The following is a 15,054-nucleotide window of genomic DNA, read 5'->3' on the forward strand; positions in this document are numbered from 1 at the left end:
ATGTGATGGAGTTTATCGCTTCGCTCAAAAATGAAGTAACACGGGCTTTATCTTCATTAAATGGAACTATTTTAAATAATGATAAAGTAACGCTTTCCGATAAAAAGGGAGGGCATATAAAAATTAGCCCATCTCTACCGCAAAAAATACCAGAAAACATTATCGATTTGCACCATGAAATTATCAAAAGATGGGGGTATACCAATCTGATTGACGCTTTTAAAGAAACCAATATTCGCATAGGTTTTACAGACTTTTTAGAAACAGTAGGAAAATATTCCAATCCGGAAGCAGATCATTTGGTCATGCGGTTATTGCTAAGCCTCTATGCCATCAGCAGCAATACAGGATTAAAAAGGATAAGCATCGCTAATCCTGATGCCAGTGAAGCTGAGCTGCATTATGTCAAGCGCCGCTTCATCAATCCAACTAACGTCAGATTAGCCATCAGAGAGGTAATTAATGCGGTAATTAGTATCCGCGATCCTGCGATTTTTGGGACTGCAACGACTACCGTTGCTTGTGACTCAAAAAAATTAAATGCATGGGATCAAAACCTAATCAATGAATGGCACGGTCGGTATAAGGGGCATGGTATCATGCTCTATTGGCACGTTGATACCAATGCTCTTTGTATTTATTCACAAAGTAAAACATGTACTTCATCCGAAGTGGGAGCGATGATCAAGGGGGTACTGTAACACAGTACTAAAATGGATCTGAATGCAGCTTACGTCGATACTCATGGGCAAAGCACTATTGGATTTGGTACATGCAAGTTGCTTGATTTTAAAATCTTACCTCGCCTTAAAAACATCCATAAGCAAAAATTGTATATGGTTTCTGATTCAGATAAAGACGTCTATACCAATTTAACGAACATACTGAAAGACAGCATCCAATGGAAGCATATCGAAGAGCATTATGATGAAGCCATTAAGCATTTAGTGGCGCTTAAAACCGGACTTGTCGAGGCCGATGTGTTTATCAAGCGATTTAGCAAAGATAATTACAAACATCCTGCCTACAAGGCTCTTTGTGAAATAGGAAAAGCAGCCAAAACAATTTTCTTATGCGAGTATTTGCAACATGAAGAGTTACGAATAGAAATCAATGAAGGCGTCAACATTGTTGAACGTTTAAATAGTGTCATGAATTTTTTCTTTTACGGCAAGCTTGGAGAGGTGAATAGCAATGATCCAGAAGAGCAAGAACTGTCTATTTTATGTCTGGATCTTCTACAGGCTTGTGCCGTATACATCAACACATTGCTCATACAAGAAATTTTATCTGATCCCATGTGGCGCAATAGACCGACACCAGAAGACTACAGAGCATTATCTCCACTAATTCATTCACATTTTAATCCTTATGGCACTTTCCTTTTAGATTTAGCAAAGCGCCTAATGATAGGTAATGAGGACTTTACCCATATAAACGCCAGTCAAAGAGAAAGCGAAGCAATTAATCAAATTGCTTAAAGTAGAACATCCTGATTACAATTACTTAAGAGAGATTTTCAGACAAATTAGGAAGGATCTGAATATTCAGGTTAATACTAGTACAACTAAAAAATTACCTCAGGTTCCAACTGAAGAGGAAATTGCAAAATATTATGAAGCCGTGTGGAAATCACGGAATATGCAACATGTGGTAATGATTAAAACGCTATTATATACAGGAGTAAGGGTAACAGAGCTGATACACATTAAATTATCTGATATTGACTTTGATCGATGTCAAATGAGAATTAATGGAGGAAAAGGGAAAAAAGACAGAATAGTTCCGTATCCAACTGCATTTAGGGAAATATTGGCGATTCATGTTGATAATGCGAAAAAGAATAAGCAAACATTTCTGTTTGAATCCTCATGGAAAAAACCCTATACGGATCGTGGAATCAGAAAAATATTAGCGCAATATACAGAAAAGGCAGGTATTGAGCATTCCATATCACCGCACAAGCTAAGACATTTTTTATTTACTTGGATGAAGAAACAGGGTGTAGATGATGCATTATTACAACCTTACTCTGGTCATGAAAGTCGTGCATCGCTGGAAATTTACTCTAAATTGTCCTTAAATAATGCCCAACCGGTTTATGATAGTAAAATAAAATACTTCCCTGTATAAATAATGGAACCAAGTGGCCCCTCAGCGCGGAGGTCTTAATGTAGGGGCCCGCTCGTAGTCTAAAAATATTTTTGCGACAAAGCCTATGGATTGAAACCTGGAGAGGAGTCTTTTGCTGATCCTAAACTTGAACAGGATATCTTTGAAAGGTGGGCTAAATTGGATAAAAAAATCGAAAGAAATATTAATTTTTATGTAAATATCATATAGTTAGACTGATCTGATGCTTGAAAAGTGAAAGTGTCTGATTTTGATAGAGATGATGGACCATTTCCTTGTTATATGTATTTTATATACATATATTGCTCAAAAAACACACTTTTTGTTACAATGACGCAATATTTATCTTTAAAAGATTATATTATGGCCATTTGTTTGTTTACTACGAAATGTTACGACGGAAGCGGGGATGTTGTTCAAACAGTAAAAATTGCAGACTTCATACAAAAATTTATTAAATTATCCGAATTAGAAGAATTAAAAACTGAAGTTGTCATTATTGTAGTAAAGGATGATGAAAACAAAGAAATAGCTAGCCGTTTTGTAAAAGATATTAATCCAAATATACAGGTTAAAAAAATTTCGGAATTTAAGGAAGAAAATCATAAAATCAATTGCTGTATTGAGGCTGGCTATTCTCACTTTGATTGGGAAAAAGAGCTTTCATTTAAAGGGGCAAAACCTCCTCTAATTGTAATGCCTGAATATGATAATGATGTCAATCGTAAATCCTTACTAAGAGTTCTAGGAGGTTTTGATAATGGACGGGGGGATGTAGGGGTTATACCAAGTCCTGCATTACTGGCTGCAACAGCAGGAGAAATGATTAGTCAGGAAGTTTTGAAAAATGCTTTTGAAGGATTAGATCCAAAAATACAATCATATCTAGGTAAAGATGTTGAATCCTACTTGGCTCAGCGTGAACAACGTGATTTTAGTTATCAATACAGTCATGATAGAAATGAATATCCCACTTTTTATACCAATAGTATACCTTATAAGTCTTATCAGTCTGAAGAAGAAACTACACAAGGTGAGAAATATGCCCCTGTACAATTTTTCTTGCAAGAACATGTCATGTTGATGGGAAATTCTGCGAAATCTCAGGATGTACTTTGTATTGGAGAGAACTCTAACAGTAAATTACAAGCTCTTACTAGGTTAAAAGAAGACTTGATTCAAAAAGGATACACTAGAGTTTCTTTTATTGATATAAACAGTAAGGATGAAAAAGTTATTTATGAAGGTGACAATCATGGCGCGGAGCACAAAGAGTATCGTGTGCTTTATTCAAAATCAATGCCTTTTTCTTCAATGCAAGTGTTACCTCTTATAGCTACTGATATCGTAGGTGTTACGGGAGATCAATCATTAGCAGAGGCAATGTCTGCTAAAAAACTGGTAACTTATGAATGTGTAAGCCATAAAAAAGATTTTGCTAGAGGATATTTAAAAGCAGTTCAACGAGAAGTTTCAGAAATGGTTTTAAAAGGGACTTCAGGTCAAGAAGTACTATTATTGGCTAGATTTTTAATCAAACCAACTTATCGCTGTGACAATGTGGAATATAAACAGGAAGAAATCTCTAGATTGTTGAGCAATAGAAACACAGTAGAGGCGCTCAAAAATATAAATAGACAATTGATAGAAAAAAGTCAATATTTTGCATCTATTGAAAAAATGCTGGTGTCAGAGGTGCTTTCTTATATTAGGGGGCAGCACGTTAAAAAATTTAGCTCTTCTGAGACTCTTAAGGTCTCCTCAAACAAAGAACCATCTGTTTCCTACAGCTTGACTACAGAGTCTAGTAATCTAAGAAAATCTTTAGAACCCAAAGCCAAACCCCAGAAAATTGGATTACGAGAATTTCGAAACAAACAGAAAATAGTTGAATTATTGAGGAGGCTGCACACGGAAGTTACGAATAATAAAACAAACTCAACTCAATGGAACAAAAGATTTGATGCAGCCACTCAATTATATCAACTAACCGATAAGGAAGTTATAAGCCAAGAGAATTCGCTATATATCAAAGCTCAATTAGAAATTATCAAGCAGAATGAACCATCTTGGTTTGAACTCTCTCTAGTCACTCAAATATCAGACGTCCTAAGTTTGGGTTTAGTCTATATTATTAGACATTTGTTTTTTACACCTGATAAAACAATGACCTACCTACAGGAAATTGAACGAGAACTAGCACCTTCTCGCATATAATCTTTTAGCTATCACGAGTTTCACATCTTTATAAATTATAAAGATAAATGTGATTAAAAACCGTCCGGAAATTGCCGGTTCCGGGCTAGAACCCCAGCAACACATCCAGCTCAAAACCATCCTCATTCACGGCACGCCATAAATAATAAATCTCGCCGTTAATGCGCAGTTGCTGCTCATCCAAATGCCATTTATGGCATGGCCTTGGCTCTCGCTTCTTAATCATATGCCTAAAATGAGGACCAAATTTGATACACCATTGACTGACTGTCTCATAGCTCACTTCAATCCCACGATACAGCAGCCGCTCTGAAACATCCCGGTAGCTGTCATTGAATCGGTGATAACTCCATACCGCAATGCTGATTATCTCTAAAGGATAACGATATCTCTTCGGTTTTTGCTCCAACACTATTTTCACCAATTAAATAATCCTAGTCTACCGCAAAATGACCTATCCCCCAGAACTAAGACCATGACATTGATGAGATTTCCGATAAACTACAATCAATGGAGATCTCAGAATGAAAAAACGTTATACAGAAGAACAAATTATCAAAGCAATCAAATCCCATGAAGCCGGTATAAAGGTAGAAGAGATTTGTCGAGATTATGGAATTTCGACAGGAACGTTTTACAATTGGCGAAGCAAGTATGCTGGTCTTGAAGTGAATGAAGCGAAGCGTCTTCGTGAGCTTGAGTCAGAGAATATTAATCTTAAAAAACTGTTGGCAGATAAGCTCCTGGAGTTAGAGGCAATGAAGGATGTGCTATCAAAAAGTGGTGAAGCCAGCAGCAAGAAAGTCGATTATCCAGCACCTAATATCTTTCTTTAAGTTAAGTGAGCGAGTGGCTTGCAAGCTGGCAGGATTGAGCCGAACAGCGTTTCGTTATCAATGTAAACCACGTACGGATGAGCAATTCAGAGCACGGCTCAAAGCTCTGGCCGCACAATATCCGGCCTATGGTTATTTACTTCTTCATGGATTACTTAAGGCAGAGGGTTTGGTTAAGAACAAGAAACATACTTACCGATTATACACTGAGGAGGGACTTCAGGTTCGAACAAAGAAAAGGAAAAAACTGATTCGTCCTCGCCAACCGATGGACGTTCCTTTTGCACCAAACCAACGCTGGTCGATGGACTTTGTATCTGATCAACTCAGTAATGGAAGGCGATTTCGGATATTGAACGTGGTAGATGATTATTCTCGTGAGTTGGTTGGCCAGTTGGTATCTACCTCAATCAGTGGTAAGCAAGTAGCCCGTTTTTTAGAGCAACTTATTGAGCAGCGAAATAAGCCTGCTAAAGTAATTTGTGATAATGGTACAGAATTTACTAGTAAAGCGATGTTTTTCTGGAGTAAAGAAACGAATATCACTTTAGGGTTTATTCAACCAGGCAAACCAACTCAAAATGCGTTTGTTGAGAGCTTAAATGGGAAATTCAGAAATCAATGCCTTAATCAGCACTGGTTTCGAACGATGGAGGAAGCACGATTTGAGATTGAACAGTGGCGTAAACACTACAATAATGTTCGACCTCACAGCTCTCTCAATTATATGTCGCCTGTTGAATACGCAAGGAAGGTAGCATAGGATAAGCAATCTCATCATAAAAGTGGTACGAATTTAGGGGATAGGTCAGTTTAAAATAATTATTAAGGAGGTTTTATGACTGATGGAAATGAAATAGAGCTGGAAAAAACTTATGGTTCATTAGCAATTGCAAATAAATTACGAAGAATTGCAGATGCTATTGAGCATAATAAAGGCTTTCAAATACAAATAAACAACAAACGCATTTATGTACCAGCAGATATTCACGTTGAATTCGAGTATGAAGAATCGAGTGATGAATGTGAACTTGAAATTGAAATGAAGTGGAAAAAAAACAAACCTTAGCTTTATGATTGATAAGGAGTAGTTTTTTAAATTAAACCATACAAGGAGGAGAGAGAAGAACTGTTCCTCAGATTCTAAATAATTTTTGATCAGAAATATAAATTAATATAGCATGATAAGCAGCTATGAAGCTGCACAAGGATGACACACATTGAGAAGCTATATTTGTAAAGCATTTGCGCTGATGCTCGGTCTTATTGTGATAAGCATTAGTTATGCAGGAACTCCACCATGGACTTTTGCTCCTCTAACCCCAACCACACTAACTGTTTCCAGCTCGGATACGGCTATTGTGAAATATCAAGTGACCAATCAATCCCATAGACCACATACATTAGCGATGAAAAATATTCGTGGTATTAGACAGGTTACTACTCCAGGTAGTTGTCCTAATCCATTTATATTACGTTATAAGCAATCCTGTATATTAAATTTGACCGTTGTAGGTAGGGCATTAATAGGCAACGTAAACGGAGGACCTCAGGTATGTCAACTGGGGAGTTTACTGGAATGCTATCAACCGAGTTTTAAAAATATTTTAAATATTACCAAAGGGGCTGATGAATACACTGTTGGTGGTTCTATTTTTGGTCTTCAAGGTACTCTCGTTTTGCAAAACGATGGTGATATCTTAACTAGAAATACAGATGGTACATTTACCTTTCCCACTGCGTTGCTTCCAGGAAGCTTTTATCAAGTGAGGGTTCAGACTCAACCGGCTAATCAGACCTGCACCGTCAGTAATGGTACTGGGAGGATAAGTAACAAGAATGTTACCAATGTGATTGTAAGGTGTTCAATTAATACCCGCACCGTGGGTGGAGTGGTCTCAGGTTTGTCGGGATCCGTAGTTCTGCAAAACAATGGGGCGGATACTTTGATTATAAATAGCAATGGTGGGTTTACATTTCCAACACCACTTGCCCAGGGTTCATCTTACAATGTGACTATTCTCACTCAACCAGCCACACAAACTTGTTCAGTATCCAATGGCACGGGAACAATAGGCACAACGAATATTACTAATGTTCAAATCACTTGTGCTACTAATGCTTTTACGGTTGGTGGAACAGTATCTGGATTAGTTGGTACGGTTGTCCTGCAAAATAATGCTACAGACGATTTAGCCATAAGCAGTGATGGTCCATTTACATTCCCAATATCCGTAGCTCAAGGCTCCCCTTATAATGTTACGGTAAGTACCCAACCTAGCACTCAAACGTGTAATGTGACCAATGGAATCGGAATTATGGGAGGAGCAAATATAACAAACGTAGCCGTAAATTGCGTTACGAATACGACAACATTAACAACAAGCGTCACTGATTTGGCATTATCTGTGGATAATACAGGGCTTAATGCGGCCTTAACTGGAAATCCACGCTTAATTACTATTACAAATACCGGAATTTTTACTGCTTTTAATCTTAATGTGAGTTTACCCACTTTTCCATCAGGGACTTCAGCCGGAACAACCTGCGGAGCTAGTTTGGGAGCAGGTGATTCTTGTACAATTACAATAACCCCCGGCAACACAGCAACATCGAATGGCACTAATCCTTGTTCAACCGGTACAGCTCCTGTTCCGGGAGTGGTTCAGGTAACAGCAGATAATTCGAATACTGTCTCAACCAATGTGGTGATATTAAGTTATGGATGTATCTATCAGGGGGGATTTTTATTTTCGGTGGATGATAACACATCCACTGCTGGAAGTATCGGAGGAAAAGTAGCAGACCTATTCGACGATGTAGGAGTCAATAACGTTTGGGCGACGGTAGCTAATGACACGGCTGCCGACAATATTACAAATGGGTTATCTAACACTAATGCCTTGGCTACACCTGTCGGTCAATATCCAGCAGCGCAGGTATGTTTAAACAAAACTAGCCAGGGTTTTTCGGATTGGTTCCTGCCAGCTATATGCGAGATGGGTTACGATGAAACAAGCACCGGTTCTGGTTGCGGGACCCAAGTCTCACCCCTTTTGCAAAATCTATATTCTAATTTAGCTCAAAACGGTATAGGTGGATTTAGTAATATCTTTTACTGGAGCTCTACTGAGTTCTCAGGAGCATTAGCCTGGGGGGAGAATTTTTCTAATGGTGCTCAACTCACCAATACTAAAGTAGCGCTCAACACACCCATCCGATGTATACGAAATTTAATTCCTTAGTCTTCTGCTCTTGGTGGCTTTAACGAGCCACCCTCAAAATTTAGAGAAAACGATGTATCTTGGTATAATTCGCTTAAAGGTTATGCTGTAGCAAGATAATCTTTCCCAAATTGCTCTAAATAATCTTTATAATTTCCTAAGTAATTCTGTGCGCCGTATTGTTCAGTTAAAACCAAAACGCGTGTTGAGATACTATCTATAAAATGGCGGTTATGACTAACAAATAGTACAGTTCCAGGAAATGCTTGTAGCGATTCGATTAATGCGTCTATGGATTCCAGATCCAAGTGATTTGTCGGCTCATCCAGTATAAGGCAATTGTGTTTTTCTAAAATTAGTTTTGCCATGACTAATCTGGCCGATTCCCCACCGCTTAACATAGCAATTTTTTTATCGACATCTGAGCCTCGAAAGAGCACTTGACCTAATACCTTTCTTACTTCTTGTGATGATGCAACAACATGATCTTCAAGCCATTGCAAAACGGTTTGTCCCGGGTCTAATTGCGTCCGATAATCTTGAGAAAAATAGCCCACATTTACAGCTTCACTCCATTCAAATTGACCTTGATCGGGTTTAAGTTCATCTAATAAAATTTTTAATAGCGTTGATTTGCCAATGCCATTTGGGCCGATAATTGCGCATTTATCACCACGATTTAGAGCGAATGTTGCACCCCTCAATAATATTTTTTCATTAAATTGTTTATGGATATTAGAAACGTTAATTACCGATTTACCTGTTGGCTTTTTTTGTTGGAAATTAAAAAAGGGCTTAAAAATGTTTGAGTCTTTTATTTCTACCAACTGAATTTTATCAATCATTTTTTGCCGGGAAGCTGCTTGACTTGCTTTACTCGCTTTCGCTCCAAAACGATCAACAAAGGTTTGCATGGCTTCAATTTTCTTTTCTTGATTTTTTAATTCACATTGTTTCAGAAAGAGCCTTTCCTCTTTCGCTTCCACAAATTTATCGTAATTTCCTGGATAATTAAGAATCGTGTCGTAATCAATATCAAGGATATGGGTAGAAACATTATTGAGAAAACCACGGTCATGCGAAATAAAAATTAGCAAACCAGTAAAAAATGTTTTTAAGAATTGTTCCAACCATGCAATGGATACAATATCTAAATGGTTGGTCGGTTCATCAAGCAACATAATGTCGGGTTTTTGAAAAAGAACTTGCGCAAGTAAGACACGTAATTTATAGCCTCCTGATAAGGCCATCAGAGGGCCGTAATGATATTTTTCGGCGATACCTAACCCAAGTAATAAATTTTTGGCGGTGGATTCTGCTTCATACCCCTCTTGTTGCATTATAATTTCTTCTAATTCACTGAGTCGGTATCCATCTTCTTCGGTGAACTTTTCACTTGCATATAATTTATCTTTTTCAGTCAGTGCTGCCCATAAAATACTATTTCCCTGAATTACCACATCTATGAGGCGATCTTCCTCATAACGGAAATGATCTTGTTTTAAAATGCCAATGTTAAGACTTTTTGCTTTTTCAACAGAGCCATTGGTAGAAGATTCTTCACCTGCTAAAATTTTTAAAAAAGTTGATTTACCAGTTCCGTTTGCCCCCACGATTCCATACCTGTTGGTAGGTAATAATATCAAATCAACTTCTTGAAATAAGGATTTTTTACCAAACGCCATACTTAACTTGCGAGTTTCTAACATGTACACAGCCTCTTTTGCTTGTCTTCAAAAAACTATTTAATCAATTACCTTCACCTGAGTTGCAAATTCACCTCTGTCACCATGCTCTAAAATATAACTAACACGTTGTCCTTCTTTTAATTCCTTATAGCCTTGTGTTTGAACTTGAGAAAAATGAACAAATACTTCCTTGCCATCAGTATCTGCAGTGATAAAACCATAACCTTTAATTTTATTGAAACGATTTACTGTACCTGTTTGCATAATATTATTACTGTCCTAGAGTGATTGGATTAAAATTAAACTTTTAACAAGAGTTAATTTTTAGCCTGATAGGAAAAAAACGCTCGGCTATTGGAGTCGTTTCACACCCACCCGTCGTCCTTTCAACTTTCCATTTTGAAAATAGCGAAATGCTTTATCGGCTTGACTTCGTTCTATTGCCACATAGGAATAAAGTGCAGAAATATTGATTTTACCAATTTTATCTCCCACTATGCCTGCGTCTTTTGTTAAAGCACCCAGGATATCACCCGGACTAATTTTATCTTTTTTTCCTGCACTAATATATAAAGTCACCATGAGAGGTAATTTTATCGTGATGTCAGAATTGGTTAATGTATTTATATTTCCCCAACGCAACGGTTTTGCCAAATTCTGTTCAATCAAACAAATTCGCTCGGCATCGGAGGGGGTGGTGATACTTAATGCGATCCCACTATTACCCGCACGTCCAGTACGGCCTATGCGATGAATATGAACATCATGTTCAAAAGAAAGCTCATAATTGATTACCATGGGGAGTTCTTTGATATCCAAACCTCGTGCTGCCACATCAGTAGCCACCAAAATCGAGCAACTTTGATTAACGAATCGGATCATTGCTTGATCGCGCTCAATTTGTTCCAAGTCCCCATTTAATGCTATTGCACTAAAACCTTCATTATTTAGCAGGGTTGTTAATTGCGTGGTTTGTTCTTTAGTATTACAAAAAATAAGGGTTGAACTCGCTTGGTGATGAACTAATAGCGCCTTTAATACCAAAAATTTGTTGGCCTGATTTGAAACCTCATAAAAACATTGCTCAATATCAAGATGGTTTTCGAGCTCTTCTATGATGATGTGTTTTGGATTGTCTAAAAACTCGCTGGAAAGTTGTTTAATTTGTGCTGGATAAGTTGCCGAAAACAACAAGGTTTGTCGTTTTTTAGAACAAAAAGAAAGGATTTCTTTTATTGCATCATAAAAACCCATGTCTAGCATTCTGTCGGCCTCGTCCAAAACCAACATGCCTAACTGACGTAATGACAGAGATTCTTTATTCAAATGTTTTTGTACTCGCCCCGGAGTTCCTACAATGATGTGGGCCCCGTGTTTTAGCGAATCAAGTTGCGGTTTCATTGGCATACCGCCTGATAGATTAAGAATTTTGACATTTGGCATAAGACGCGCAAAGCGTCGCAAGGCTTGGCTAACTTGCTCTGCTAATTCACGTGTTGGACATAGAACCAAAGCTTGGACGGCAAAGAGTTCTACATTTAAAAGATTCAACAGTGCCAAACCAAAGGTAGCAGTTTTCCCACTACCTGTTTTAGATTGAGCGATGAGATCACTTCCATTAAGTATAATAGGCAAACTTTGCGCCTGGATTGGTGTCATATTTTTATAGTTTAATGAAGAAATATTAGTTAATAATTCATCACGCAAGGTCAAAGAACAAAAAGAAAGCCTATCCATACTTTTAGGAAAAGTAAGATCCTCGGTAGATTTCACGTCGATACATCGCTATTTTTTAAAAAAGAGGGTTATTCTATCATACTTGTAATGCATTATATTAAATCAATCTATTTAACTAAATTGCATTTTCCCAATTAAGGGTGAGTCATAAATCCGTTGGCAGTAAACGTCAATCAGGCTAGTCTTGCTTTATTCCATCTGCATATTTCTAAAATGCCAATAAGTTCCAGATTTACGTTAGAAACTCATAAATTGAGCACCCATTTCATCCTCGCATTGCGAACAATGTAAGGATCAATTGCTTTGCTAGGTTCGCTACGATGCTTTATGGTTCAGATGTACTCCGCTTTCCTGAGGTAGCTCTATATTCTGCTCCTTAAGGAGGGCTTTAAATTCAGTAACGCTTTCAGGGGTAGCCCAGAAATGCAGGATATTTCTTCTCTGTTCGCAAATTTTCAATATGTTTAGAATAAACTTACCTTCTTTTTCGCTCCATTCATCTTCTAGTGTTTGATGCATGGTTCTTTTAAGTTCTTTCAAGTCGTTTATTTTTTTAGAGTTATGACCTGAAGTCCAACGGGTTCCTTGTTTCGTTTCAATATTGTTGATTAATGTAGTAATGATGGTGGTTAACTTAATCCGTTGAGAGTTCATAACACGATCCTCTGCTTTCTCCCCGTCATTTCTTACGGGTTTTGATGGTAAAGCATCCAGTGTTTCTTTATTTTGTGTTGTTTCTGTTGGACTTCGGCTATGTTTGGCCATCTCCTGAATTAAAGTTCGTTCAAATTTTTTATCGTTTGAAGAGGAGTCTGCTCCAAAAATAGGGATTGTAATGTCTAATTCATCATTGGGATCACTTTTTAAGATCACTTCAGCAAATAACTTCGCTGCTTCCTCAGGCTTCCAACCATAAACGCCGATACCTAACGGTTGAATATACAGAGGACGGTGCAACGCTTTGGCATCGTCGATGGCTTTTTCTATGGCCTCTTTATATTGCTCAATAAAGGATTTGTCGCGCTCGGTATTATTTGAAAATTTTTCCCAGGTTAAACCTTTATTTCCTGCTTTGCTGGGAACTGTAGCAACCCCTCCAATGTAACTATTTTCATCATTACTTTGTTTCGCCAGGCGAATATAGGCTGGCAGTGCCACAGGTGATTTTGCGTTAAACTGCATTAAGTGTTTGTTTAATTCATCTTCCCATGTAGTATTATCGTCACTGACATGCAGATGAGAATTAAAGAGGCTTTTAAAAACAACGAAACCAGAACCCATTTGGTCTACTTCTTTGCAGGTAACCGTGCCCGCACAAACAACAAGCGATCGTTCTTTGGGAGGGTTTTTGGAGGAGGGTACAGTTCTAAATGGCATGGTAAGCTCTAAATAAATGATTTTCTAACAGTATACTTAAAAAATAAGTGAAAATAAATTGTTCAACTTGAATTTCAAATATTCATTGAGGGGTGGGTGATGCTGCGTACAATGATTGGGATTTTAGCATGTATGGGGTCTTTTTATGTGTTTGCACAAGATACCGAACTTAAACTTTATCGCCCTTATGGTGAAGCTATCCAACAGGCACCGCTAGTAATTAAAGGAGAGGTTACAGGACAATGCTTCCAACAATCGCAGCGCATCAAAAGAGAGGATGCTTGGCGGTGTTTAGCAGCTGGCAAAGTATATGATCCTTGTTTTGTTAAACCTTATGGGGCTCATACGGAGGCCGTTTGTCCCCAATCTCCCTGGGAAGGTGGAAGTATAAAGATTAATTTATCTTCGGCGCTAGATAACAGTCAACATACCCTATTAGATATGTCAGAGGCTTACCCTTGGGCATTAGAGCTTATTTCTGGAGAGAAATGTCAGGCGGTTGACGAGGGCGGTGTTTACGACAATTTACCTATACATTACCAATGCGATAGCCAGACAATTTTATTAGGGCATCTACAACGTTGTAAATCCGAATGGAGTATTCTACAACGAACCTCGGCGGGGGTTTCAACCGCTTTAGTCGCTAAGGCATGGTTTTAACGATCTGAATTAAGAGATAAGCGGAGTACTATACTTATATTATGAAGACAAGGTTCAAGGAGAAAACATGTTTTCAACATTCTTTCACTCTTACGTATTCGCGCAAATTTTAGGCTTCTATCTGCTTATTATGGCGATTATTCTTTTGGCGAGAGTAAATTTTTACAGACGATTTTTTGCTACGTTATCAGCTGATTATGGAACAATTTTAGTTGCAGCTTCTTTTGGATTAGTTTTTGGTTTATTAATAGTAATTACTCACAATTTCTGGATCCTGGAACCTCACGTACTTATTGTTACCATTCTTGGTTGGTTAATATTGATAAAATCTGTTTTATGGCTTTCCATACCAGATACAATGGCAGCTTACTCTAAAAAAGTTTATTTAGGGGCTGGTTACTATGTCGTTGTAGCGATTTTAGCAATTTTAGGGGTGATTCTAATTTCCAAAGGCTTTTATCGCTTTTATCCAGAAATAGGCTTCTCTTTGTAGACTCCTATTCGTGCAAAAAGAATAGTGCTAGTTGGGTCAATGACCCAACTTTCTCACCTTATGCTTGCGGAACTGCATCCTTAAATGGATCAAGAGTGAGGCAGTGTGCATTAATCTCATTGATTAAGGGGTAAGCATCCATAGAAAATCCAAAGCGATGCGCATTATAAACTTGCGGAATGAGACAAATATCTGCCATTGAGGGTTCACTTCCATAACAGAACTGGTGTTTATGAGGTAAATCCTGCAATTTCTTTTCCAGGGTATCAAATCCTAATTTTAACCAATGATGATACCAATCCATGACTTGTTCTTCACTGGCTTGAAATTGATCTCTTAAACGCGTGAGGACACGCAAATTATTTAAGGGATGCATGTCACAAGCGATAGTTAATGCCATACTTCTTACTTGGGCACGACCAAGTGGAGTCGTGGGCAGTAGGGGAGGTGTTGGGCTTATTTCTTCCAGATATTCAATAATTGCTAGAGATTGAGAAAGAATATGACCATTCTCATTAAGCGTTGGGACTAAGCCTTGTGGATTAATTGTTAAATATTCAGGGCTATGTTGCTCACCGTCATGACCTACCAAGTGGACGGCAATTTTCTCATAACTGATATTTTTAATATTTAGAGCCAGACGCACTCGATAACAGGCAGTTGACCGGTAGTAATCGTAGAGCTTCATG

13 protein-coding genes and 1 pseudogene are annotated in these 15,054 nt (G+C 37.9%); 8 read left to right on the plus strand and 6 right to left on the minus strand.

What is annotated here, in order from left to right; translation table 11 throughout:
• Positions 1-5: 5 nt before the first annotated feature.
• From LHA_RS17265 to LHA_RS05030, 3 genes and pseudogenes are all read left to right on the plus strand, one after another.
• Positions 6-1,481 (plus strand): annotated as a pseudogene (locus LHA_RS17265) (transposase).
• On the plus strand, positions 1,474-2,133 hold the full coding sequence (locus LHA_RS05025) for a tyrosine-type recombinase/integrase (protein WP_231861981.1): 660 nt from the start codon (positions 1,474-1,476) through the stop codon (positions 2,131-2,133). The pseudogene LHA_RS17265 and the gene LHA_RS05025 overlap by 8 nt, the downstream one beginning before the upstream one ends.
• A 240-nt stretch (positions 2,134-2,373) precedes the next feature.
• Complete coding sequence (locus LHA_RS05030; RefSeq protein WP_147292316.1) at positions 2,374-4,350, plus strand: hypothetical protein; 1,977 nt, start codon at positions 2,374-2,376, stop codon at positions 4,348-4,350.
• 85 nt (positions 4,351-4,435) lie between these two features.
• Here LHA_RS05030 and LHA_RS05035 read toward each other — a convergent pair whose 3' ends face one another.
• Positions 4,436-4,771 carry a DDE-type integrase/transposase/recombinase gene (locus tag LHA_RS05035; RefSeq protein ID WP_052673593.1) on the minus strand — a complete coding sequence of 112 codons (336 nt, stop codon included), beginning with the start codon at positions 4,769-4,771 and terminating at the stop codon, positions 4,436-4,438.
• A gap of 103 nt (positions 4,772-4,874) precedes the next feature.
• On the opposite strand from LHA_RS05035, the gene LHA_RS05045 reads away from it, so the two are divergent.
• From LHA_RS05045 to LHA_RS05055, 3 genes are all read left to right on the plus strand, one after another.
• A protein-coding gene (locus tag LHA_RS05045; RefSeq protein WP_102046632.1) for an IS3 family transposase occupies positions 4,875-5,949 on the plus strand; the annotation gives its coding sequence in 2 pieces (ribosomal slippage) (positions 4,875-5,128 and positions 5,127-5,949; 1,077 coding nt in all).
• Between the two features lie 75 nt (positions 5,950-6,024).
• Positions 6,025-6,255, plus strand: a complete 231-nt coding sequence (locus LHA_RS05050; protein WP_045105569.1) for an amphi-Trp domain-containing protein — start codon at positions 6,025-6,027, stop codon at positions 6,253-6,255.
• A 151-nt stretch (positions 6,256-6,406) separates the two neighbouring features.
• On the plus strand, positions 6,407-8,431 hold the full coding sequence (locus LHA_RS05055; protein WP_052673594.1) for a hypothetical protein: 2,025 nt from the start codon (positions 6,407-6,409) through the stop codon (positions 8,429-8,431).
• An 80-nt stretch (positions 8,432-8,511) separates the two neighbouring features.
• Here the strand turns inward: LHA_RS05055 and LHA_RS05060 are convergent, their stop codons facing one another.
• The 4 genes from LHA_RS05060 to LHA_RS05075 all read right to left on the minus strand — a co-directional run bounded on the left by LHA_RS05060 (position 8,512) and on the right by LHA_RS05075 (position 13,212).
• Positions 8,512-10,119, minus strand: coding sequence for an ABC-F family ATP-binding cassette domain-containing protein (locus LHA_RS05060; protein WP_045105570.1), 1,608 nt, complete (start codon positions 10,117-10,119; stop codon positions 8,512-8,514).
• A gap of 36 nt (positions 10,120-10,155) precedes the next feature.
• Positions 10,156-10,362, minus strand: a complete 207-nt coding sequence (locus LHA_RS05065) for a cold-shock protein (protein ID WP_045105571.1) — start codon at positions 10,360-10,362, stop codon at positions 10,156-10,158.
• Between the two features lie 87 nt (positions 10,363-10,449).
• Positions 10,450-11,835 carry an ATP-dependent RNA helicase DbpA gene (gene dbpA, locus LHA_RS05070; protein ID WP_045105572.1) on the minus strand — a complete coding sequence of 462 codons (1,386 nt, stop codon included), beginning with the start codon at positions 11,833-11,835 and terminating at the stop codon, positions 10,450-10,452.
• Between the two features lie 315 nt (positions 11,836-12,150).
• Positions 12,151-13,212, minus strand: a complete 1,062-nt coding sequence (locus LHA_RS05075) for a hypothetical protein (RefSeq protein ID WP_045105573.1) — start codon at positions 13,210-13,212, stop codon at positions 12,151-12,153.
• 99 nt (positions 13,213-13,311) lie between these two features.
• Between LHA_RS05075 and LHA_RS05080 the strand changes: the two genes are divergently transcribed.
• Together LHA_RS05080 and LHA_RS05085 are read left to right on the plus strand one after the other, a co-directional pair.
• Entirely contained in the window at positions 13,312-13,872 is a 561-nt protein-coding gene (locus LHA_RS05080) for a hypothetical protein (RefSeq protein ID WP_045105574.1), read from the plus strand.
• A gap of 67 nt (positions 13,873-13,939) precedes the next feature.
• A complete protein-coding gene (locus LHA_RS05085; protein WP_045105575.1) occupies positions 13,940-14,365 on the plus strand; it encodes a hypothetical protein in 426 nt (141 codons plus the stop codon).
• Between the two features lie 58 nt (positions 14,366-14,423).
• On the opposite strand, the gene maiA is transcribed toward LHA_RS05085, so the two are convergent.
• A complete protein-coding gene (maiA, locus tag LHA_RS05090) occupies positions 14,424-15,053 on the minus strand; it encodes a maleylacetoacetate isomerase (RefSeq protein WP_045105576.1) in 630 nt (209 codons plus the stop codon).
• Position 15,054 lies beyond the last annotated feature (1 nt).

Source organism: Legionella hackeliae (assembly GCF_000953655.1).
GTDB lineage: Bacteria > Pseudomonadota > Gammaproteobacteria > Legionellales > Legionellaceae > Tatlockia > Tatlockia hackeliae.